The sequence below is a fragment of the Bradyrhizobium sp. ISRA464 genome (assembly GCF_029910095.1).
Taxonomy (GTDB): Bacteria; Pseudomonadota; Alphaproteobacteria; order Rhizobiales; family Xanthobacteraceae; genus Bradyrhizobium.
On sequence record NZ_CP094526.1, the window covers coordinates 5,798,381 to 5,820,100 of the forward strand.

23 protein-coding genes and 1 pseudogene are annotated in these 21,720 nt (G+C 61.6%); 15 read left to right on the plus strand and 9 right to left on the minus strand.

Going from position 1 to position 21,720, the window contains the following annotated elements; genetic code table 11:
• Nucleotides 1-42: 42 nt before the first annotated feature.
• Nucleotides 43-735, minus strand: a pseudogene (locus MTX19_RS27065) (sulfite exporter TauE/SafE family protein); the annotation flags it as partial.
• Between MTX19_RS27065 and MTX19_RS27070 the strand changes: the two are divergent.
• The 9 genes from MTX19_RS27070 to MTX19_RS27110 all read left to right on the plus strand — a co-directional run bounded on the left by MTX19_RS27070 (nucleotide 700) and on the right by MTX19_RS27110 (nucleotide 7,100).
• Nucleotides 700-897: a hypothetical protein gene (locus MTX19_RS27070; RefSeq protein ID WP_280985005.1), complete on the plus strand. Its 198-nt coding sequence runs from the start codon at nucleotides 700-702 to the stop codon at nucleotides 895-897. The pseudogene MTX19_RS27065 and the gene MTX19_RS27070 sit on opposite strands and share 36 nt — an antisense overlap.
• A gap of 720 nt (nucleotides 898-1,617) precedes the next feature.
• Nucleotides 1,618-1,779 (plus strand): hypothetical protein, encoded by a 162-nt coding sequence (locus MTX19_RS27075; RefSeq protein ID WP_280980122.1) that lies wholly within the window; start codon nucleotides 1,618-1,620, stop codon nucleotides 1,777-1,779.
• A gap of 250 nt (nucleotides 1,780-2,029) precedes the next feature.
• Entirely contained in the window at nucleotides 2,030-2,974 is a 945-nt protein-coding gene (locus MTX19_RS27080) for a hypothetical protein (protein WP_280980123.1), read from the plus strand.
• A 13-nt stretch (nucleotides 2,975-2,987) separates the two neighbouring features.
• Complete coding sequence (locus tag MTX19_RS27085; RefSeq protein ID WP_280980124.1) at nucleotides 2,988-3,572, plus strand: hypothetical protein; 585 nt, start codon at nucleotides 2,988-2,990, stop codon at nucleotides 3,570-3,572.
• Entirely contained in the window at nucleotides 3,569-4,339 is a 771-nt protein-coding gene (locus MTX19_RS27090; protein WP_280980125.1) for a metallophosphoesterase family protein, read from the plus strand. Before MTX19_RS27085 ends, MTX19_RS27090 begins: the two co-directional genes overlap by 4 nt.
• Nucleotides 4,340-4,397: 58 nt before the next feature.
• Nucleotides 4,398-4,811, plus strand: coding sequence for a DUF6634 family protein (locus tag MTX19_RS27095; protein ID WP_280980126.1), 414 nt, complete (start codon nucleotides 4,398-4,400; stop codon nucleotides 4,809-4,811).
• Nucleotides 4,798-6,369 carry an AAA family ATPase gene (locus MTX19_RS27100; protein WP_280980127.1) on the plus strand — a complete coding sequence of 524 codons (1,572 nt, stop codon included), beginning with the start codon at nucleotides 4,798-4,800 and terminating at the stop codon, nucleotides 6,367-6,369. The genes MTX19_RS27095 and MTX19_RS27100 overlap by 14 nt, the downstream gene beginning before the upstream one ends.
• Nucleotides 6,370-6,449: 80 nt before the next feature.
• Nucleotides 6,450-6,695 (plus strand): hypothetical protein, encoded by a 246-nt coding sequence (locus tag MTX19_RS27105; protein ID WP_280980128.1) that lies wholly within the window; start codon nucleotides 6,450-6,452, stop codon nucleotides 6,693-6,695.
• 165 nt (nucleotides 6,696-6,860) lie between these two features.
• On the plus strand, nucleotides 6,861-7,100 hold the full coding sequence (locus MTX19_RS27110; protein ID WP_280980129.1) for a hypothetical protein: 240 nt from the start codon (nucleotides 6,861-6,863) through the stop codon (nucleotides 7,098-7,100).
• A gap of 184 nt (nucleotides 7,101-7,284) precedes the next feature.
• Here MTX19_RS27110 and MTX19_RS27115 read toward each other — a convergent pair whose 3' ends face one another.
• The 3 genes from MTX19_RS27115 to MTX19_RS27125 all read right to left on the minus strand — a co-directional run bounded on the left by MTX19_RS27115 (nucleotide 7,285) and on the right by MTX19_RS27125 (nucleotide 11,513).
• Nucleotides 7,285-8,064 (minus strand): enoyl-CoA hydratase/isomerase family protein, encoded by a 780-nt coding sequence (locus MTX19_RS27115; RefSeq protein WP_280980130.1) that lies wholly within the window; start codon nucleotides 8,062-8,064, stop codon nucleotides 7,285-7,287.
• Nucleotides 8,065-8,131: 67 nt separating this feature from the next.
• Complete coding sequence (locus MTX19_RS27120) at nucleotides 8,132-10,231, minus strand: molybdopterin oxidoreductase family protein (RefSeq protein ID WP_280980131.1); 2,100 nt, start codon at nucleotides 10,229-10,231, stop codon at nucleotides 8,132-8,134.
• 211 nt (nucleotides 10,232-10,442) lie between these two features.
• The gene (locus MTX19_RS27125; protein ID WP_280985553.1) at nucleotides 10,443-11,513 is read right to left on the minus strand and encodes an extracellular solute-binding protein; all 1,071 of its coding nucleotides are present in this window, start codon (nucleotides 11,511-11,513) and stop codon (nucleotides 10,443-10,445) included.
• Nucleotides 11,514-12,342: 829 nt separating this feature from the next.
• Between MTX19_RS27125 and MTX19_RS27130 the strand changes: the two genes are divergently transcribed.
• The 3 genes from MTX19_RS27130 (at nucleotide 12,343) to MTX19_RS27140 (ending at nucleotide 13,149) form a co-directional block, all read left to right on the plus strand.
• Nucleotides 12,343-12,609 (plus strand): DUF3551 domain-containing protein, encoded by a 267-nt coding sequence (locus tag MTX19_RS27130; protein ID WP_280980133.1) that lies wholly within the window; start codon nucleotides 12,343-12,345, stop codon nucleotides 12,607-12,609.
• 92 nt (nucleotides 12,610-12,701) lie between these two features.
• Complete coding sequence (locus MTX19_RS27135) at nucleotides 12,702-12,926, plus strand: hypothetical protein (RefSeq protein ID WP_280980134.1); 225 nt, start codon at nucleotides 12,702-12,704, stop codon at nucleotides 12,924-12,926.
• A 76-nt stretch (nucleotides 12,927-13,002) separates the two neighbouring features.
• Nucleotides 13,003-13,149 carry a hypothetical protein gene (locus MTX19_RS27140; protein ID WP_280980135.1) on the plus strand — a complete coding sequence of 49 codons (147 nt, stop codon included), beginning with the start codon at nucleotides 13,003-13,005 and terminating at the stop codon, nucleotides 13,147-13,149.
• An 831-nt stretch (nucleotides 13,150-13,980) separates the two neighbouring features.
• On the opposite strand, the gene MTX19_RS27145 is transcribed toward MTX19_RS27140, so the two are convergent.
• The 4 genes from MTX19_RS27145 to MTX19_RS27160 form a co-directional block, all read right to left on the minus strand.
• A complete protein-coding gene (locus MTX19_RS27145) occupies nucleotides 13,981-14,781 on the minus strand; it encodes a transporter substrate-binding domain-containing protein (protein WP_280980136.1) in 801 nt (266 codons plus the stop codon).
• Nucleotides 14,782-15,337: 556 nt separating this feature from the next.
• Nucleotides 15,338-16,027 carry a substrate-binding domain-containing protein gene (locus MTX19_RS27150; protein ID WP_280980137.1) on the minus strand — a complete coding sequence of 230 codons (690 nt, stop codon included), beginning with the start codon at nucleotides 16,025-16,027 and terminating at the stop codon, nucleotides 15,338-15,340.
• A 337-nt stretch (nucleotides 16,028-16,364) separates the two neighbouring features.
• Nucleotides 16,365-17,483, minus strand: a complete 1,119-nt coding sequence (locus MTX19_RS27155) for an IS110 family transposase (protein ID WP_280979077.1) — start codon at nucleotides 17,481-17,483, stop codon at nucleotides 16,365-16,367.
• Nucleotides 17,484-17,642: 159 nt separating this feature from the next.
• Nucleotides 17,643-18,368, minus strand: a complete 726-nt coding sequence (locus MTX19_RS27160; protein ID WP_280980139.1) for an SDR family NAD(P)-dependent oxidoreductase — start codon at nucleotides 18,366-18,368, stop codon at nucleotides 17,643-17,645.
• Here MTX19_RS27160 and MTX19_RS27165 point away from each other — a divergent pair.
• On the plus strand, nucleotides 18,316-18,678 hold the full coding sequence (locus tag MTX19_RS27165) for a hypothetical protein (protein ID WP_280986164.1): 363 nt from the start codon (nucleotides 18,316-18,318) through the stop codon (nucleotides 18,676-18,678). The genes MTX19_RS27160 and MTX19_RS27165 overlap by 53 nt on opposite strands.
• On the opposite strand, the gene MTX19_RS27170 is transcribed toward MTX19_RS27165, so the two are convergent.
• Nucleotides 18,675-19,481, minus strand: coding sequence for an SDR family oxidoreductase (locus MTX19_RS27170; protein ID WP_280980140.1), 807 nt, complete (start codon nucleotides 19,479-19,481; stop codon nucleotides 18,675-18,677). The two genes, MTX19_RS27165 and MTX19_RS27170, sit on opposite strands and share 4 nt — an antisense overlap.
• 97 nt (nucleotides 19,482-19,578) lie before the next feature.
• On the opposite strand from MTX19_RS27170, the gene MTX19_RS27175 reads away from it, so the two are divergent.
• Both MTX19_RS27175 and MTX19_RS27180 read left to right on the plus strand, forming a co-directional pair.
• Nucleotides 19,579-20,301: a GntR family transcriptional regulator gene (locus MTX19_RS27175; RefSeq protein ID WP_280984892.1), complete on the plus strand. Its 723-nt coding sequence runs from the start codon at nucleotides 19,579-19,581 to the stop codon at nucleotides 20,299-20,301.
• 49 nt (nucleotides 20,302-20,350) lie between these two features.
• Entirely contained in the window at nucleotides 20,351-21,709 is a 1,359-nt protein-coding gene (locus tag MTX19_RS27180) for an amidohydrolase family protein (RefSeq protein ID WP_280980141.1), read from the plus strand.
• Nucleotides 21,710-21,720: the final 11 nt, after the last annotated feature.

A 21,720-nucleotide genomic window follows, 5' to 3' on the forward strand; every position in this document is an offset into this window, starting at 1 on the left:
GGCCAATGCGGATCATCGATCAGGCCAGAACCCGATACGGCTCTAGGCATGTTGGCCAAGGGCCATCCAGCTTCGATAGAGCATGTAGATCGCAACCGCGAAGATCAGCGCAGCGAAGACGTTGTTGAGCGCGCCCCTCTTGCCGGCGAGGTGTTTGGCCAACCGCGCGCCGAGCAGGCCGCCAACGCCGCCGCCCGCAAGGAAAACGACCGCAAGCCTCCGATCGACCAGGCCGAAGAACGCGTAGTTGGCTGCGGTGGTGGGCCCAAATGCCGTGACCGAGACGAGCGAGGACCCGACGGCATTGAGAATCGGCATCCCGGTCGCCAATATCAGGGCGGGCACGATCAGGAAGCCGCCGCCGATGCCGAAAAAGCCCGACAAGGCGCCGGTCGCAAGGCCGAGACCTACGAGCGCTGGGAAATTTTCGCTGACCGAGCGCCACGGCAAAATCGCCGTCGTCCGCCCGCTTGCGCAGCATCAGCGCGCTGACGATGACCATCAATAGCGCGAAGATCAGGAGCAGTTTTTGGCCGTCGAGCATATTGCCAAGCGTTGAGCCGCCGAACGCACCCACGATGCCCGCCACCGCAAACACGCTTGCGCACGGCCATTTCACATTGCCCGCTTTGTCATGGTTCGCCAGATTGAGCCCCGCATTCGCCGCCACCGCGCGATCGCGCTCGTGCCGATCGCGAGATGCTGGTTCGCGACACCGACGAGATAAACCATCATCCGCCTCGTCGGCGCGATCCTCTCGAACAGAACGATGAATGGGCCGTCCAGCGCGGCCGATACATGACGCCGGAAACCATCGCCCCGTTGCGCGATGATCCCGCCGTCAGCTTCCCGGCAATCGCCACTGACCGATCCGGCCCATGCCGGCGAACGTGGTGAACTCCGCTTAGCTACACCACGCCAGGGGACACGATCTTATCCGATTTCTCGCCGGGATAAAGCCTATCAGCGCCCGAGATCCCAATATGTCCTTCAATCTTCCTCTCGAACTAGATGAACTCGAACCCGAACGCTGGGACTATCTCGATGTCTATCAATTAAGGACGGACCTCCACTGCCTAACCGTTCCAGGCCGAAACTGCCCAATTCACCCTGCCTCGCGTGCGCGGGCTGAGCCGATCCCGCAAACTTCGCCAATGCGACAAACCATGGTTCGACCTAAAGCTTAGACGCGCGGAGTGACTCAACTGAGCAGCCCCTACTGCCCTGGCGCTTCGCGACGCCTTACCCACTGCATGATCCCGGTCGCTTTGTGCGCAAAGTCGGCATGGAGTTGCTCTGTCACACCACCAAGATTGTCGGTAGATTGCTTAGCTCGCTTACCTGGAGCTGCCGACCGCTGGCATCTGATGGAGAACGCCAGTCGGGCCTTCCAGCTTGGCAAACAGTTTCAGCGCACTGCCCAGGCGGCGGTGGAGAGCAGGCGGCATTTGTCGTTGCTCTCTGGAGGACATTAACCATGCCGTATCATCGAGGCTGGCGCTTGTCCGGTGAAGTTCCATATATGATTGCACTTCGCGGTACATGCGAAGCGGCCGCTGCCGGTGCTGGTAACACCGACAACGGCCTAACCACAAACCGACTTTAGGAGAGTCAGTCATGGCTAAGAGCCCTTATAGCGCCGATTCGGTGTCTCTGCCCCCGTCCTCCCTGGTGATTCAGGCCCGGTCCAACGCGACCAACGCCAGCTGCGCTGCGTCCAATTTGGCAGTCGCCGCGGCTGACGAGGCCTCGGCCGTCACCCCGTTCTTCATCGGCTAGACCAGATCGCGAGACCTTACGTCGCGTGACGCAGATGCGCCACATGGACCAGTCCGCTTCGTTTCGATCTTTCGGCCGTGCTCTCGGATCCAATTTATCCGTTTCACCCGACCGCAGGCTGAGGTCGAGACGCCAATGAGGGCAAACACCTTTCGCTGCGACGATCCGCACGAAAGGATGACGCCTCAAAGGCACGGTCTTGTCCGACGACGTTTGCCTCGCGATCTCTCACGCCAGAGAGGTCCTCACAATGTCCCTGTTCTCCACCAACACCTCCGTGCAGCCCGCCTGCACCAGCAACGTCCATCGCCCGATGGGTGGCATCGCCGGCCTTCGCGAGGTCCACGACGACGTCGGCCGCCTGGCCGTCGCGGCGTTTCCCTACGCGATGGTGAAGGATATCGCGCTGAGCCGCGCCGCCGTGCCAGCGTGCTACCTCCTGGCCGACCATGCCATGGTCTATATCGGAGAGACCGGTAACGCCGGTCGCAGGCTCTCCGAGCATGCGGCTGATCCCTCCAAGGGATTCGCCCGCGAGGTCTATGTAATCTACGGCTACGAACGCGCGTGGTTCGACAAGACGGCTGCGATCTATCTGCAGTTCCGTCTGACGCAGATCGCCGAGCAGGCCGGCCTGGTCGACGTCGTCAAGGGTACCAACCCGCAGGTGCTCGAGCTGCCCAGTCACAAACGCGCTTCGCTCGATTACTTCGTCGAACACGGCGAACGCCTGCTGTTCGACGCTGGCTGCCGCGCGCTGCGCAGCAACTTCGCGAGTCAGCGCCGCACCCCGGAAGCGATCGACACCGATATCGCCATCGGGCCGGATGACGCCGGACCGATGCAGATCGGCGCAATCGGGATGCCGCCGGTGGGTAGCGAGCTCGAGCTCGCCTATGGCGACCTCTGGGCCCGCGGTTACGCGGTTCGAGACGGCTTCGTGGTGGCGGCGGGTTCTGAGGTGCGCAGCATCGTGAACACGAGCGTCAATCCCATCCTGCACACCCGCCGTGCCGAGCTTGCTGCCGCCGAGGCCCTGGCCGCCATTCCCGGCATCCAGGACCGGCTTCGCCTGCGCGTCGCTGTCTGCTTCCCCTCCGCCGCCATCGCGGCGAAGGTCGTGACCGGTGCACATGTCAGCAGCGGCAAATGGGTCAACCCCCGGTACCCCGAACCGATCCTGATCGCGGCCTAGGGAGCTCACATCCATGTCCAGGAAAATGAAGACACCGGAGCGCAAGCTCCGGCATCAGGGCCACGCTGCTCAAATTACCAACGCTGGTGATCGGCCCTCGAACATCGTTAGGCCGGCGGCGGTCGCATGGCCTTTCAACCCCCAGGACGTCTCGCCGCTGGCCTGGTGGCGAACGTTGTCGTCCGATCTCTTCCGCGATGCCCCGCATCTCCTGGTTCGCGCCACTCTCGAGAGGATCACGCTGCTACACGGAGACAACCGGTTTGCGACAGCTCTGCGGGGCGATCCCGCCGCCGCGATCGCGGAGGCATTTTCCCTGATGCCGATCAGCGAGATCACGCTCAAGACCGACATCGCGATGACCGCCGCACTGCAGTGCGTGCTCGACGGTGATGCCGCCGCATCGCTCGTACTGACGAACGTGCTCTGCCGGACCCAGCTCGATCATCCCTTTGCGCTTGAGGTGGCGGCCTCATGGTCCGCACAGAACGGACGCCGTTCGCCGAATCGACGCAGGTCTGCTTCGACAACGAAGCCGCAGCTACCGGCCTTGCGCCAATTCGACGATGACTCCCTGTCCGACGGAGGCGCGGCATGAAGGTCCAAATCTTCTCCGATCTCCATGTCGGCGTCCTTCCGATCAAGATGATCACGATCGCCGACGGGGTCGAAGCCGTGATTGTCGCCGGCGATGTCTGCGAGGGCGCGCCGCGTGCGTTCGAGCACCTGCGGCGGATCGTGCCAATACACATCCCGATCGTGATGGTGCTCGGCAACCATGAGTTCTACCGCCGCTTCGTGCGAAGCGAGCTTAAGCTCGCCTGTTCGCAGGCTCCAGCCTTCAATATTCACGTGTTGGAGAACAGCGGCGTCGTACTCAGCGGGGTCCGCTTCGTCGGCGCGACGCTCTGGACTGATTATCGGATCTTCGGCGACGCCAACCTGGCGGGCGTGATGGCCACCTGTGCCGCTGGCATGAACGATCACAGGCTGATCGGCTGGCGGAAGCAGCCATGGCAACGCTTTCGACCGCAGGAGGCGGCACTGCTGCACCATCAGTCCAGGGCCTATCTGACCGAGGTTCTGGCAGCCACGTTTGCCGGCCCCACCGTCGTGATCACCCACCATGCGGTCCACTGGGACTCGATCCTGCCGAAATTCCGGAGCCAGCGTCTGACCGCGGCATACGTGTCCGATCTCTCCGGGCTGATTTCGACCCACAAGCCCGACATCTGGGTCCACGGTCATGTCCACAACTCCTCCGATTATCGGATCGGCGCCACCAGGATCATCTGCAATCCGCACGGCTATGGGTCCGAAAATCCACAATTTGATCCCGCGATGACGGTCAAGATCGGCGAATGACGTCACCTCGGCCGCCGTCCTTTCACCCTTCCCCTCTCCTTCGTTTCGAGTGTTGTCCATGTTGACGCAGCTGTTTCCTTTCCTCGATCCCTCCCACGTCACGCCGGACCTGTCGGGCCGATTGCGTGACCTCGCCGATGACTGCAACCGCCTCGAACTCGGTCGCTCCGTGCTGCCCCTGCTGAAACAGGCGCCCCTGCTGGACGACTGGGTTCCGGTCCTGACCCGACAGGGCGTGCAGTTGGTCGGACGTGTCACCGGTCATCCCATTCTCGGCGATTGCACCGCGGCGACCACCCACCTGTGGTTCGCCGATCCCGACGGCGCCTGGGTCCGCACCCTCTCGCGGTTCTATCGCCTTGGGCCGCCGCTCGATCGGGCCGACGTCCGCCGCTTTGGGAGACAAGGCCTGACGTCGAACGCTCCCCCACGGATGGCGATAGCTCGGAGGACGAGGCATGAGTGCGACTGACGACGCCGATGACTTCGATCCGCCCCCGATTGAGGATGCCGTCTCATCGGGCGCAGCCGCCGATTCCGGCGGCTGGGACGAGCGCTTCAAGGGGCTGCCGAGGCTTCTGCGCTACGCCATGCTCACCGTCGAGCAGGCCAGCCATATCCGGCAGCGATTGATCGCCGAGATCGCCGAGCTTTGTCCGCAGTTGCCTGAGAGCGTTGCCTGGGCCGCAGCCCAGACCGTGGAAACGGCTGTGGCACTCGCAGCCAAGATCGATCGCCTGGCTGTCGGACAGAACGAACCGGATCTGAGGAGCCTTGCCGATTGCGTCCGGCTGGTCGCCTTGCCCGTCCCGCGCGATGTCGTCCACTTCGAGGACCACCGCCGCGTGGGCAAGGCGCTGGTGCATGCGTTTCAGATCATCTCGCGGCAAGCCGAGCACAATCTGTGCTGCGACCTCGAGCGTTTCACCTTCGGGTGGGCCGCGCTCCCGGCCTGCACCGACCTCGTGCCGAGAAACGGCTCAGCAGCAACGAGTGCGGCGCTCCTGGGAAGCCGCATTGCGGAGCACCGCATCTTCGCGGCTGCGGTCGCGGCGCGGCGCAAGGCCAAGGAGGAGGAAGAGCGCCGCAAGCAGAAAGAGGCTGAGGAAAACGCTCCAACATCCGAGCAGCCCGCCTCTTCACCTGCGCCAGAAATCGTTCCTGATCGTCACCTCGTGGTTGCGCCTCTGAGCGACGACGAGATGAAGAATACAAAGCTGAAGGAAATCCTCCGTCCACTGAAGGACGTCATCAACGCCCCCCTACCGCTTGTCGAAGTACCGCAGCTGCACGAGGTGCGTGCAACGCTGATGTTCGAATTCCCGTGCGCTGTCGACGTCATCGACTTTGCACTGGCCGATCTCGTCGGGCGCACCACGGTGCGGCTCCGCCCGCTCCTCGTGGTCGGCGAGCCGGGCGGTGGCAAGAGCCGGTTCGCCAGGCGGCTCGGCGAGGTCCTGGGACTCAGCGTCTGGCGCACCGATGCCAGCCGCTCGGACGGCGCTGTGTTCGGCGGTACCGATCGGCGCTGGTACTCGGCCGAGCCGTGCCATCCCTTTCTTGCTGTGGCGCAGGGACGGATTGCCAACCCGCTCGTGCTGATTGACGAGATCGAGAAGGCGGGTACGCGCTCGGATTATGGCCGGCTCTGGGATTGTATGCTTGGCTTTCTCGAACCGGAGACCAATGCGAGGTATCCGGACCCCGCCTTGCAGACCAACCTCGATCTGTCCGAGGTTTCTTACGTCGCAACCGCCAACAGCCTCGATCTGCTGCCCTCTCCGCTCCGCGATCGCTTCCGCGTGGTGACGTTCCCGAAGCCGAGCCAGGAGCATCTCGACGAGCTCTTGCCGGCCGTGATCGCCGACCTCGCACGTGAGCGAGGTCTCGACCGGAGTTGGGTGCCGCCGCTCGACGGCGTCGAGCGCGCGACAGTGGCGCGGCATTGGCCCGGAGGCTCGGTGCGGCGGTTGCGGCGAATCGTTGAGGCGATCCTGCGCGAGCGCGATCTCCGAGCATCAAGGAACTGACCGTAAGCATAGATCGCGGCGGCTGAATACCCGGCGACTCGTAGCGCCCGCGACACTGCGGCACGAATTCCCCTGGTGCGATGCAGGTGTTGATCTCGCTGGCGCGGTTCTGTCCGGCCTTTTTCACAGAATCGGGAGCGGCCAGCATCGGCCTTGCTATGGAGATGAAATCGCAGGTCCCGTCCGATAACAGCTGTTCCGCCAACTCCGGCGTCTTGATCCGGGATATCGGCCTCCACGGCGCGCGCCTGCGCGTCGATCTCCTCGGCGGTCAATCCATTCTCGACGAGATCGATTGCCGAGATGCGGTACATGATCAGGAATGAAGACCCGATCGACGCACGGATGCGCGTTACGACCTCGACCGGGAAATGCAGCCGGTTTTCCAGCGATCCACCCCAACGATCTCCACGGTTGTTCGTCCGCGGCTCGGTGAACTGGTTGATCAGGTAGCCCTCTGAGCCCATCACCTCGACGCCGTCATAGCCGGCTTGCGCCGCCAATCGGGCGCAGTTCACAAACGCTTCGATCGTCTGCTCAATCTCGAGATCCGTGAGAGGCCTGGGGATACGCGGGTTGATGGGAGAGCGGATTTCGGAGACACCGACAATGTTGTCGTGCTTGGCGTATCGGCCGGCATGCAGGATCTAGAGAAGAATCTTGCGATCGTGACGATGGACCTCTTCGACTATCACTCCGAGGATCAAGGCTCTGCTTTTCATCCAGAATAGGCCCTCCCTCTTCCAGACGTCCGGCTTCGTCAGGGGCACGACTGTCAATCGGCCCCCAAGTTTTTGTCCGACGATCCGCTCGCTTCTACCCCTCCAAACAATCAATCTGCCTGACCTGTTCTTCAAAGCCCGGCGAGAGAGCAACCGTCGTGCTAAAGGACAGCTTCAGATTAGAGCCGCTCGCCTACCGTCCTGGCCAGCTCGGTTTGCGCTTCTCCGAAAATGCCTTAAGTCCCTCCTTCGCATCCTCCGTCATGGCAAGCAGCGCGATCTGGCTTTCGGTGTAGGCGATACTCTCGTCAAACGACATCGAGGCAATCGCACGCATAGCGTATTTGCCGCGCCGGATTGCAGTCGGCGACTTGTCGACGATGCGTCCAATCAGCCAATCGATCTTGGCGTCGAGCTCGGCGGCAGGCACGACATAATTCAGGAGACCGGCTGCCTGCGCGGTGCTGGCGTCAAAGGGTTCACCGGTCAACGCCCATTCATTGACGAGGCGTGGCGGCGCAATCGATTGCAGCAGGCTCATCACCTGCATTGGAAACACGCCGACCTTTACTTCCGGCAGGCCGAAGATCACATGATCGGCCGCGACTGCCATGTCCGTCATGCACAACAGGCCCATGCCGCCCGCCATGCAGACGCCGCCGACCCGCGCGATGGCCGGTTTGGTCGAGTTCTGCGACAGCCGCAGCAGGTCGGCATAATCGACATTGGGGCGTGAGTAGTCCATCGCGAACGCTGCGCCGCTGTTCTGCAGGTCAGCGCCGGCGCAGAACGCTTTGTCGCCCGCACCGGTCAACACAATGACGCGCACGTCCTTGTCGTCATGCGCGTCGCGATAACCCTTGGCAATGCCTGCGATCACGTCAGCGTTGAGGGCGTTCCGCTTGTCGGGCCGGTTGATGGTAATCCTGAATGCCTGCCCGCGCTTTTCGAGAATGACGCTGTTGTCGGTCATGTTTCCTGCCTGTGCGCTGTTTTCAGCTTACATTTGCGGCAGGATCGGCATCAACTGCAAGCAGGATTTATACGGGCGCCGATGCCTTCCTGACCCAGACCTTGTTGTCGTGGAACGCGGCTCCGCCGACAGGTGCGACGGCCTCGGCTCCTGTCAGCATATTGATGCCGCGGCCGCCGATATGGGCCTTGTTCGGATGAACCGATTCGGCGATCAGCACGCCGCGGCGAACACCATCGAACAATTTTGCGGTCAGCGTGGTCTCGCCTCGCATATTGCCGAGTGTCACCGGGTCGCCGTCGGCGATCGAAAGCGCTGCTGCATCCTCGGGGTGGATCATCACGGTCGGCACACCCTCGCGGGCCTGCGAGGACGGCGTTTCGTTGAAGGTGGTGTTGAGGAAACTGCGCGACGGCGACGTCGCGAGCCGGAATGGATGCTGCTCGTCCGCTTCCTCTATGATCGTCCAGTGGTCCGGCAGCGAAGGCATCCGCTCCCAGGCCCCCATCAGCCCGCCAGTCCCCACCGGAACCTGGCCCCAATCGACCTTAAAATGGAACTTCTTGTCGGGATGGGCGAAGCCGTCGAGATAGTGCGAGGTGCGGAAGTCAGGCTGCAGATCACGCCAAAGCTCGGCCTCGAGCGTCTCTATATCGCCATGACCGCTCTTCTTCAGCGTCGCGTCGATCAGCTCGCGCGCCGTGATGTCGAAGCCGGGATGCACGGCGTTCAGGCGGCGGCCGAGTGCCTGCATCACCTCATGATTGGAGCGGCATTCGCCGGGCGGATCGATCAGCTTCGGGCCGACCGAAATATGCTGGTGGCCGCCGCCATAATAGAGGTCGTCGTGCTCCATGAACATCGTCGCCGGCAGCACAATATCGGCCATCTGCGCGGTCTCGGTCATGAACTGCTCGTGCACGGCGACGAACAGGTCTTCGCGGGCAAATCCTTGCCGCACCAGCGCCTGCTCCGGCGCGACCGTCATCGGATTGGTGTTCTGGATCAGCATCGCCTTGACCGGGCCGCCGCCCTTCAGAGCCTCGGCATCGCCGGTCAGGATGCGGCCGATCTTGGACTGGTCCAGCACCCTCGTCGCAGGGTCGATCGCGTCATGCCCCTCGATAATGGATTCGTCGAAGCCCCAGATTCCAGCGTTGTTGAAAAATGCGCCGCCACCTTCGTATTGCCAGGCGCCGGTGACCGCGGGAATGCAGAGCGCAGCGTGCATCTGGGCGGCGCCGTTGCGGCTGCGCGTGAAGCCGTAGCCGAGACGGAAGAACGAACGCTTGGTCTGCCCGACGATGCGCGCAAACGCCTCGATCTCCGCCACCGGCACGCCTGAGATCGCCGAGGCCCATTCCGGCGTGCGGGTCTTCAGATGTGCTTCGAGCTCGTCCGGGCAATCGGTATAGCGTGCGAGATAATCGCGATCGGCTAGACCTTCGCGGAACAGCACGTGCATCACGGCGCACGCGAAGGCGCCATCGGTCCCCGGCCGCAGCAGGATCTTGATGTCGGCCTGCTTCATCGTCTCGTTGTTGTAGACGTCGACCGCCGCAATCTTTGCGCCACGCTCCTTTCGAGCGCGCGATGCGTGCGTCATCACGTTGACCTGGGTGTTCACCGGATTGGTGCCCCAGATCACGACGAGATCGGAGGCACCCATCTCGCGGGGGTCAACGCCTGCGATCTTGCCGGTCCCCACCGTAAATCCGATGCGGGCGATGGTCGCGCAGATGGTCGCATAAAAGCGCGAGTACTTCTTCACATGCGAAAGACGGTTGAGACCGTCGCGCATCACGAGCCCCATGGTGCCCGCGTAATAGTAAGGCCAGACAGACTCGGCACCGAACTCGCGTTCCGCAGCATCGAAGCGCGCCGCGATTTCGTCCAGCGCATCATCCCATGATATCCGCGCAAACTGGCCGGAACCCTTCGGGCCGGTCCGGCGCAACGGATACACCAGCCGTTCGGGGTGGTGAATCCGCTCCGCATAGCGCGCGACCTTCGCGCAGACCACGCCCGCCGTATAGGTCTGCTGTTTGGAGCCTCGGATGCGGCCGATCGAACGGCCCTCGAGGACTTCAACGTCAAGCGCACATGCCGAGGGGCAGTCGTGCGGACAGGTGGAATGGCGGATGTCGACCCTGGCGTGCTGGTTCATGGCCAAATAGGTAACATCAAATGACCGGTCCGCCGAGGGGCTTTATCCGCACAATTTGTGCGAAAATCGGGCATAGGCCATGCCAAACGCTCAAACAGGCCCGCTCGCGGCGTGACTCGCTAGCCACGGCGAAGCCAACGACACCGCTGCAGCTTCCTGTCACCGCCCGCGCTTCGGTGATCAATTTAACCCCACACCGAGGCGACGGTAGTCAAACCCGAAAGATACGGGTGTAGTGCGACTTGATCGACTCTCCCTCCCGCTCCACCGCGGCGGGATCGTCCTTCATCGTCTTGATCTCGTTCAGCGGCTTGCGTCCAGCCTTTTCCCGGGTTTGCGCATGGACGGAGCGCAGACCGCCAATGTCGATATTGAGCTGCTGCGCCTCGCGCCCCAGCGCGAACGCCTGAAACAGCTTCGCAGCATTCGGATGCGGACAATCCTTGAAGATTCCATTCGGGCCAACAATGATCGGAGACTCTTCGGTGGCGTAGACCGGCTCGACCGGCCGGCCGGCCTCCTTCAACTGGAAGATGTTGTACTCATTGCCGTCGGCCATCACCGCTCGCTCACCCAGATCGAGCTTCTTAGGCGGATCCGTCGAAGACTGTACCTGCATGATGTTCTGCTTCGCCAACTTCTCGAAATAGCTCCAGCCGAGATCGCGCTGCATCTGGTAGGTCGCTGTCATGATCGTGCCGCTGTAGCTGGGATGCGCCTTGACGATCTTGCCCTTCCATTTCGGATCGAGCAGATCGTCAAAGCTCTTTGGCGCCTCCTCGGCCTTCACCAGGTTCGTGTTGTACGCGATGATCGAAAGCCAGACACGGAAGCTCGCGAACTGGCCGTCCACGTCGCGGTGCTCAACCGGATAGAACTTTGCGACCTCCTCGGGGACATAAGGCGCCAAAATGCCGTTCCGCTTCCAGACAATGAAATGTGCGGCGTCGGAAGAGTTCACGACGTCCACGGCGTGAATGTTGCTGGAGTATTCCTGGCCGATGCGCTGGAATACGCGCTCCGCGCCGGTCCGCTCGACGCGTACGGCGATGCCCGGATATTTCGCCTCGAACGCCCTTGCCAATTTCTCGGCGACCGGCAAATCGGTCGAGGTGTAGTAGTTGACCTGTCCCTCCTTCGTCGCCGCGGCGATCAGCGCTGGCGTAACTGGCTCGGCCGGAGGCGCGGCGGCCATGACTCGCGTTGACAAGGCGGCGCCCGCAAGCACCGCACCGGAGCGTTTCAGCACATCGCGGCGCGATGGCCCGAGACGTTTCCTCATATGATTCCCCGCGTTTGATGGCGAAGTTGAGTACACCACTTCCCGTCAAATATTCCGGTCTGGGAGACGGAGTCTCTCGTCGACAGCCCCTTCAGGTTGCAGTTAGACTTCTGATCAAGAAACAAGACTAAAGTTGGGGAGGCTGATCACGTTGCTGACGGCACCCGATGCATGGCAACTCCGCAGCCGTGCGGGCTTCGTCACAGAACGAATCTAGCGGTCATTAAGCTCTCGGCTCGCCTTTTTCCTTGCTGCTACCTACGACTTTGCCCTCGGGACCCGCGGTGCGCCAAGGTAGAAATCAACTTTGGATTAATAGCTACAACTTGGAGAAACTTAGAATTTGTTCGAAAGCTTTTAAGGTCGCCTTCTGGCCCGGTCGCTCTGCTTGGCTTGGAACTAGTTCCTCAGACGCACAGCCTGACGATCGCTGGAATCGACAGATTTCACTATTCGCGGGCATTGAAATATTCAAACGCGCACCCGTGGCGGCTATCGAGCGCGGAATTGGCCGACCTTAGACGTCGAAACCTTGAACTCGCAGGCGGGCGCGATGAACATCGTACCAACTGGCATGACAGGATTGCCACGCCGTGCCAATTCACCAAGGGCCGGAGATCGGGTGCCAGTTAATACGCCCGCCAGGTGCTGGAGGGTGGAACGGGGAAACCCCTAGATTTGTTTATTGGAGATGCGGTCGATCTCTCCAGATCCTCAGAGCGTTCCGATGCGACCGGTTCACACGGATAGCGTCGCGCTTGCCAGCGTCGCAGTGGCGTCGTTCGTCGTACTTTTCATCAGTGTGAGTTGGTTCTACTGAGGTGACGTGATGAGACGACTCACGTCCGCAATTCTCGTTCTGGGCACGCTCGGGGGCTTTGCGCCGGCGTCTGCTCAGACGTACGATCCCGGCTATCCCGTCTGCATGCACGTCTATGGCGAGAAGATCGGTGACAGGATCGATTGCGTCTTCACGTCTTTCGCGCAGTGCGCAGCGACAGCGAGTAGCCTACCGGCGACCTGCCTCGTCAACCCTTACTATGCCGGCGCGAGGCGATTGCCGCTCCCGCGGTCTCACAGACCGCGGAATTGGTAGCCGGCTTCACTGGCGACAAACTGACCGCCACCTATCCTTAATTTCCATCGCCAACAAAGAGCCGCGCGCTGATCTTTGCGCTGGGGCTCTAGATGGCAAAGCGCGCGACCGGCTGGCGCCGGCAGTTTGATGATCCGATCGTGTTGCCGGATGGGCGCGTGCTCGTCACGTTGCACCACGCCGCCACCTACATCACTGAGCTGCCAAAGAAGGAATCCGCAGCCCCCGAATGGCAAACCGCGATCTCGGAGCTGATGCTGGTGGTGGAGCGCAACAGGCAACCATGCTGGCCAGGATCGGATTCATGCTGGCCTTGAACCGCCATAAGGTCCGAGAGTTCAATCCGAACCGCAAAGATCCCCATTGGGGCAGACGCAAGCTGAAGAGAGGCCAATGACTGTCTTCATCTATGTCAACACCAGCAAGCAGGTCGGCCACAAAGAGCACATCAAGGTGTTTGCCAGCCAGGACGCTGCGGAGAAATGGTTCGAGGAAAACGACCCCGAGGGCGTGGCATTCGAGTATGAGGTTTTGGAGTGAGCCGGAGCGCGGAGTTCCTGACGAACTCCCCCCGTAGTTCACCTGTCTTGTTGGAACACGAATCTACTGATGTCGTGACCGCTCCTGCTTTCAGGGAGCGATTCGATGCTCACGATGGTCCTCACAATGACGGCGGCCGGGATCACCATTTGCGGCGCGATTATCGTGGTCTTCGAGATCGTGACGGCAAGAGTGCGTCGATCAGAAAGCCCCGCCGCCCAAATGCCACACCGTGCGCGTCGCCGAGCCTTTTAGGCGAAACCCTGAAGCGACGTTGCCTAACTTCGTCGCGTGAACTGACTGAGTTAGAAGGCGCGGCGGGCGTCACCGACGGACACGTCGCCATCATCATGGCTCGCACCACGACTGCTTAACGCACCGCGAGGGCCACCGTGTATGGACGCGCTAATTCCTAGTAGAGGAATTCCTGTCGCCAAACCGTCATGCGCGGCTGTTATCGCGGGATTGTCGTGGCGCCTTGGAAGCTCGTCACGGCGACTTCCCCACCCCGCTCGCGGTCCGAGCGGGGCATTTTTTCATAGTGCAAGAAAAAGCCCGGTTAGAACCCCAGCCCCTAGCTTAAATGTGGAATCGCCAAAATGGCGATTCCACATGTTTTTTTTGAAAAACCCGACAAACGCCTCGTCGACGCTCAGCCGCATTAAAATCGGTATCGGGAAGGCGTGAATTGCGCCCTGGCCGTCATTCGTAGGGCCAGCCGACAACGCCCCGTGGCCATGGCCTCAGAATTTAGGTCCGCTTTCGGGGGCATAAAGGACTTGACCGGCTTCGGTGCTGTCGCGACCCGGTCGCGAATGACCCGGAGCGGACTCAGGGCACTCTAACGCCGTTCAGCCCGGACTCGGTGATTGCCTTCTGTACAGTGCCTTCGGCTCGAATTTTGGTCACGAACTCGTCAACGGCGGGCAGTGCCGCAACCGCCCGCTTACGCACTCCGATCGCCATCTGCACGACATTGAAACGTCCGGGCAGCACATGGGCGCCCGGGACGGCGTCAGCGATCCGATGAGCGAGGTGCAGGTTCTCGCCGTAGACATCGGCATTTCCCTTCGCAAGCGTATCGCGCGCTGCCTCGAAACCACCCGGCACCGGGACGATCTCCGCCTGCTTTATCAAACGGCGCAACACCGTGTGTGGTGCACTTCCCTGTGCCACGGCGATCTTTACGCCCGGCCGGTCGACATCATCGGCACTCGTCGGTGCCGCGCCGGCGCGGGCGACGTAACCATTATCCACCTCCATGAAGGTGGCGCTGAACGCGAGATGATCGGCTCGGGAAGGATCGCGCGCGGCAAGCCCAACATCCCAGTCGTCCGTTTCGAGGCTCTCGTTGTAGCGCGCGGGATTGTCATAGGGCTTCAGTTCGGTCGGAACGCCCAGATACGCAGCCAGCGCGCGGGCGACGGTGACTGACACCCCGCCGAGTGTACCGTCGGAGCGGCGGGTGACCAGAACAGGGTTGGAGACGATCAGAGCAGCCCGTAGCTTGCCGGTCGGACAGAGCGCGGCTACCGCCGAAGCGAGCGGCGCTTGCGCGCGAGAAACCCGCGTCGTGCCTGTGATTGAGGTCGCAATCGCGACGGCGAGTACGTCTCTCCGTGTCCACGTCATCGTCCCCTCCGGTCAATGGCGGGAAAGACAATAATGTTTTCTTCCGAAGCGCCACAAGCCGCGTCAAGCATATCTAACGACTGCCCGACCGGACAATTTCCGCCCTTGATGCTAGGGCGAAGTCCGGCTTGGCTCTGAATGGTCTGCTTATCGGGGGTGGACCGGAAGTGATCGGCAAGCGTTCAAACCGGTGCTTTTGACCCCGAGCCGACCTCACGCACCCCGCTTCTGCGGGCACGGGTAAGAACGGTTAACTTATTCGAGAGCTGTCAATCTCCGATATTTAGCGGCAGCGCTGGTGCCATCGGAAGGGGCAAGAACGCTCTGAAAGCACATCCACTCTCGTTTCTCAGGTGCGGTCAGCACCTGTTGCTCGCGCATGACCGCGGTGCTTTTTCTTTTTAGTGAGCCGCCGATCGATCAGGTCGGCGCGAAGGCTGGCTTCGGAGCAAAAGCGAACCACATCTCACGCCGCCAGAAATACCTGCTCTGACCCACGGCAGACGTGGTGGCCTGCGCTTCTTCAGCCGGGCTCAAAGCCTTTCGACCTAATCGCCTAAGCGCCCCCTGGGGCGGTGAGGAACTCAAGAAAAGCCTTAGCCGTTCCTGGCTCGTTGGCGCCGGCTGCGACTGCGCCCGAAAATGTAACCCTCGCGCGGAACTCGGGAGGCATCGGGACGAACTGAACGCCCGACACTTCATGAATTTCACTTGATAACTGGATCGCAAGTTCGGCTTCGCCCTTAGCAACAAACGTGGCGTTGAGCTGGCCCGCTACAAGTTTGCTCTTCTTGTTGATCTCATCGGCGATGCCAAGGCGCTCAATCATTCGCGCGAACAAGACGCCAGCGATGCCTCCCGTCTTTGGATCGGTATAGACAATCGATTTGACGGCCAGCAGCGTCCGCTTTGTCGCCTCATTCGTACTGGTGTCAGGCTTTGGCACGGTCGAGAGTACAGCCATCCCAAGATCGGAATGGGCAACGGCAACAGGGTCGTCGGCTAATGTTTTCCGAATCTCTTCCCAACCAGCGGGCAAAAAGGTTACATCGAAATCTTCGCCGCGGAGAATGCGTTTCCTGACTATACCTGCCTCGTCATAGCTGATGTTGACCTTGTTACCCGCTAGATTTCTGGGACATGGCGTGCTCCTTTTCGGTGCCCCGAACCAGCTTCGATCACTGGCGGGGCTGGAGCACGGCCGGACCGTCCCATTCTGATGTCCCCAGTCAAGCACACAGCGCACGGTTTCTCATCTCCACGAGGACTCATCGTGAAGTTCTTGCGCCGATGGATCGTGCAGAGGAGAAGGCGGGACCCAAAGACGTCGGTGAACAGGCTCTGATGCGCGGGTTGGATACCGCATTTCCGTTTTTTCGTCTGGGGCTGTCCTGGTCTAGCGTCGGGCGTCGATCGGATGATCGGCCACATAATGGGTTTCAGGATTTCCCCTGCCGTGGTCCCACCTTCACCTCTGCACGATTGATGTCTGCGACTACCCCTGATCCTGATTGCAACAAAAGGGGGCTGTGGGCCGGTCGAGCGCACCTCACGACTCGAGCGGTCCACAGCCCCCAACGACGTTACGCCTGTCGAGGTGGCATGAGCTCGCGATTGATTGCCCAAATGAAGGCGGATAGCTCTCGGGCAATCGCCGTGACGATTACGGTTCGCCGCTTGCCCTTCCGCTCGAGTGAGCGGAAGCGTCCGCACAATCTGGTTTGCGCTTTCCACGCAATCTCTCGCGCGCGTCTCGGTGCGGCCTCCACCTTTGGCTGCTTGTCTCGGCTCACGCGCGGCGGATATCGATAGCTCCAGGCCGCCTCCACAAGAATACGTCGCGCCCGCCCATTACCGGCTTTGGTGATGCCGCCTCGCTTGACCTTGTCACCAGTCGAGTTTTCCGTGGGCACCAGACCCAGATAGCCCATCAGCTCGCGCGGATTTTGAAAGCGGGAGAGATCACCGATCTCGGCCAGCACCCCCACAGCCGCAATGAGATCAATCCCCCGCATCGCCTGCAGGGCCGCGACAACCTCGGCAAGCGACCACTCGGCCACCACCTCGCGGATGGCATCCTCCAAACGCTCCATCCGCTCACTTTCCTGGCGTATCCCCTCAAGTAACTCTTCGAATGCGATGCGCTGCTCGCGATGCTCGAGCTTCTGCGACATCAGCCATCTCATGTGGGCTGGTCCCCACGTTGTCTTGCCCGGATAGATGCGTCCCAGCCGCAGCATCAATGACGAGATCTGTTGACGCTTGCCCTGGAGGTCCTTCTTTACTGCCTGACGGGCGCGCGAGAGATCGCGCATAGCCTCATGGCGCTCGTCCGGCACCCACACCGCGGTGAGCTCGCCCGCGCGCAACAGCTTGGCGAGGCTTACCGCATCGCGCCGGTTCGTCTTCACTCGATCGCCGGCCTTCTTCGGAACGAGCGAGGGAGCCACCACCAGGCAGTCATGGCCGAGGCTCTTGAGCAGTCTGTAGAGGCCATATCCTGTCGGCCCTGCTTCGTAGCAAAATGTCAGATGACAGCATTTCGCTGCAAGCTTTGCCACCAGCTTTCGGATCGTTGCCTCCGTGGCAGAAAACTCCCCGAGATATCGTACCTCGCCGCCACGGCCGCCTTCGGCAATGGCTATTGCATTGCGCGATTTTGACGTATCGATTCCGACAAAGACCTCGGTATGATGACCCACGACTCGCCCTCCTTGTTTGAGGCTCTGCCCGGTCCATCCAGGCAACCCTCGTCGCAACATCGAGGGTGAGTCGCCTCATTTTGTGGAGGGGACATACAGTCTAGCTGACGTCGCGCGGTGTCACGCTGGAGATTAATTTCTCTGGCCTGAGCGAGCCCCTTACCCATGCGCGATGTAGTTCGTGCGTCCGCCATCCACCACGAGCATTTGCGCCGTCACCCAGTCCGACTCCGGGTCTGCAAGGAAGGCCACGGCGTTGGCAATGTCCGCAGGTTGCCCGATCCGCCCCATCATAGTTCTCTCGGCGAGACGCTTCTCGATCGCCTCCCATTCGGCAGTACTGCGCCTCCCCTGCGTCATGTCCGTGCGGACAAATCCCGGCGCCACCGCGTTCACGGTGATTCCGTCAGGGCCGAGTTCCATCGCGAAGCGTCGCGTCAGGATTGCGGCCTCCGCCTTCGTCGCGGCGTAGAATGCGTTTCCGGGGAGCGCCGTGCTGATCGCTGCGATCGAAGTAATGTTGATGATCCTGCCGTAGTGGGCTGCGCGCATACCTGTCATAACGGCGCGTGTCGCATGGATGACGCCGTCCGCGTTGACGCGACGCATGCGCTCGAACTGCTGATCATCGAAGGTATCGAGCGTCGCCTGATGGGATACCCCGGCATTGTTGACCAGGATAGTCACCGCGCCAAGCTGCGCTGCGGTCTGCTGGATCATCGCCTGAACTGCGCGAAAGTCCGAAACATCTGCACGCGCTGTGATGGCGCGTCCCTCTCCGGCCTTGATTTCGGAAGCGACCTGCTCGGCCGCGTCCGCGTGACCGGCGTAGTTGACGGCGCTCCGCTGCGCCAGCAGAAGCGCGATCGCGCGGCCATCGGTCACTCTCCGTGATGCGCTTGAAGCTTTGATAGGCAAGCTTGGCGTTGGCGATCGCAGCCTTGCCGAGGAGACGCCCCGGATCGGGCTCGCTCCGCGCCCACCCGCCGGGAAGGATCCGCTGCCGCAGCAGTTGATCCACCAAAATGTCGATGCGGCTCAGGAAGAAGCTCGCGACCGAGGCAACACGGTCAATGGGCTGGCCAGCTTCCAGGCGGCGCTCGAGCGCTCGCATATATGCTTCTGCGACGGCCTCGCGATCGCGGCGATATCATCGGTTCGCGGTTCGAGAGCCACTAGGCATGCCGCAGTCTAACGTGCCAGTTGGGTCAGCCCCGTCGGCGGTCCATCGACTGCGGTCCAGCCACCGTCAACAAACAGCGTGCTGCCGCTGACATAGCTTGCGGCATCCGAGGCCAAATAGGCGACCGCGGTCGCGACCTCGTCGGCGGTGCTCCAGCGATTGAAAACGGTGTGTCCGGCATAGAGGTCATAGATATCGGGACGCTGTTTGAACGGCCCGGTCAGAGCAGTCTCCGCAATACTCGGCGCGATCGCGTTGACCCGGACGCCTGAACGCCCGACCTCCGACGCAAAGCCCTTCACCAACAGTCCGATCGCCGCCTTGGTCGATCCGTAGACAGCAAGGCCGGGCTCGATGGTCACTGCGCGTACCGACGAGCAGGCGATCAGGCTGCCCCCTTGCTGCTTGACCATGATGCGGCCGAACGCCTGGAAGAACCAGACGGTGCCCTTGATGTTGAGGTTGATGACGCGATCGAGGTCCGCGTCGGTATAGTCGAGGATGGTCTTGCGGATATTCAGCCCCGGCGTCGTGACGGCGATGTCGACGCGCTGAAATTCCGCCAGTGCCTTCCCTGCCAATGCCTCCACGTCCGTACGGTCAGCGGCATCGCAACCAACCGCCGCCGCCAATCCACCTTGCGCGCGGATTGCTGCCGCGGTCGCATCCGCACCCTCCTGGGTACGGTCAGCACAGAAGACGCGCGCGCCAAGCGACGCCAGCGCTTCGGCGGACGATTTGCCAATCCCTGAAGCCGCGCCCAGCACAACGGCGGTCTTGCCGGTGAGATCAAACAGCTTGCGATAGTCGATCACGTGAAAACTCCCTTCCGGACACATGGACGCCCTTGTCTTCGTTACGCCGAATTATATACTAATATATCAATTTTGAAAGCAAACGTCGGTGCCGACACTGAAGAGATCCGAACTCCGCTTCCCGCGCAGACGGGGCGGCCGGCCCCGCACCGAGACGGCAGCGGCCCGCATCTATACCGACCTGCGCGCGGAATTGGTCTCTTTGCTGCGCCGACCGGGTGAGCCGATCCTGGAAGGGCAGATCGCCCTCTCCTACGGCGTCAGCCGGACGCCGGTGCGCGAAGCGATCCTGCGGCTATCAGATGAGGGCCTACTCGAGATTTTCCCGCAGTCGGGCATCTTCGTATCTCGCATCCCGTTGGCCGCGCTCCCCGAGGCGATCATCGTCCGCAGGTCGCTCGAGGAAACAACAGCGCGTATGGCGACAGAGCGAGCCAGTTCCAGCCAGATCCTTGCCCTGCATTCTATCCTGGAGCGTCAGCGCGAGGCGAACGTGGCGGCAGATCGGGAGGCCTTCCATCAGGCCGACGAGGCCTTTCACGCCGCCATCGCGGACATCGCTGGATATCCGGGCATCTGGAGGCTTATCCTGCAGGTCAAGGTCCACGTCGATCGCTTCCGGCGCCTCACCCTCCCGCAACGCGGGCGGATGGCAGAGATTGTCGCTGAGCATGAGGCCATCATGACCGCGATCGAGGCACGCGATCCCAACGCCGCCGGAACTGCGATGGTCAGGCATATTGAGCGCCTTCTGGTCGACATTTCGGCCACTCCGCACAGCAATCCGGAGTTCTTCGACCAGCAACGCGAGCCGATATGACGACGGCCGAAGTCTAGAGAAGGCTGCGTATCGACCGTGAACGTCGATCATGGCGCTGCGTTGCAGCGCTCGACTATCGCGACTTCATCAGGATCAGCGCCGTATCACCGGTCTTGCAGGACGAGCCAAAGCAGCCGGCTATCCGGAACGTCCGATCAAGACCGCCGAGCCCTTCGCGTTGGTCCGCCCACACGCCGCCCTCCAGCCGGTCTGGTCGGATCAAGATCGCGCGACACGCACAGCGTGTGGCTTGCGACCACCTCCCGGCATCCCTACGCTGCCCCTCAAGAACAAGAACAGGGAGGCGATCGTCATGACCACAAGGCGAGATTTCCTGAAAGCCGGAGCAACGGCGGCTGCCGGCATCGTATTCTGCAGCTGTGGGGGCGTTCACAACGCAAATGCACAGCATTCGCGCCAAAAGTTGCCGGTCACGGTCAACGGCAAGCGCGTCAAGACTATCGACATTCACTCGCATTGTCACTTTCGCGAAGCGGGCGCCCTGCTCCGCGCCGACGCCGACAAATTGCAATTGCCACCGGTCAATGGCGCAGCCGAAGCGTTCATTGAGATCGACAAACGCCTCGCCGCGATGGACGCGCAGGCGGTGGATATGGAGGTGCTGTCGATCAATCCGTTCTGGTACGACCGGGACCGCGACCTTGCTGGACAGATCGTCAAGATCCAGAACGAGAAGCTCGCCGAACTTTGCGCCTCAAATCCCGATCGGTTTGCGGCGTTCGCGTCGTTGACACTGCAGGCGCCGGATCTTGCCGTTCAGGAGCTTGAGACCGCCGTGAAAAAACAGCGCCTGAAGGGCGCTGCGATCGGCGGCGTTGTCGATGGCGTCGAATTCTCCGACCCTAAGTTTCATCCGGTGTGGGCCAAGGCGGAAGAGCTCGGCGTGCCACTGTTCATCCATCCGCAGGGCATTCCGGAACTAAACAAGCGGCTCTCAGGTAATGGCTGGCTTGGGAACACCATCGCCAACCCGCTCGAGACCACGATCGCGCTTTCACACCTGATTTTCGAGGGCACGTTCGACCGCTTCCCAGGACTCAAGGTCATCGCTGCGCATGGCGGAGGCTATCTGCCCTCCTATGCCGATCGCTCGGACCATGCTTGCCTGGTCGGACCAAAGGGATGCAATCCCGACATCAAGCTCAAGAAGGCGCCGTCGGAGTATCTCAAGCAGATCTACTTTGACTCCCTGGTCTTCACGCCGGAGGCCATCCGCCACCTGGCGGCACAGGTCGGCGCCAGCCAGATCGTGCTGGGAAGCGATTATCCCTATCCATGGCAACTGGCCCCGGCCGACCACATCCTTGCCTGTTCATCGCTGAGTGATGACGACAAGGCCAACATCCTTGGCCGCACCGCCGCACGACTGCTCGGAATGGCTGCGTAGGGAGGCGCCAA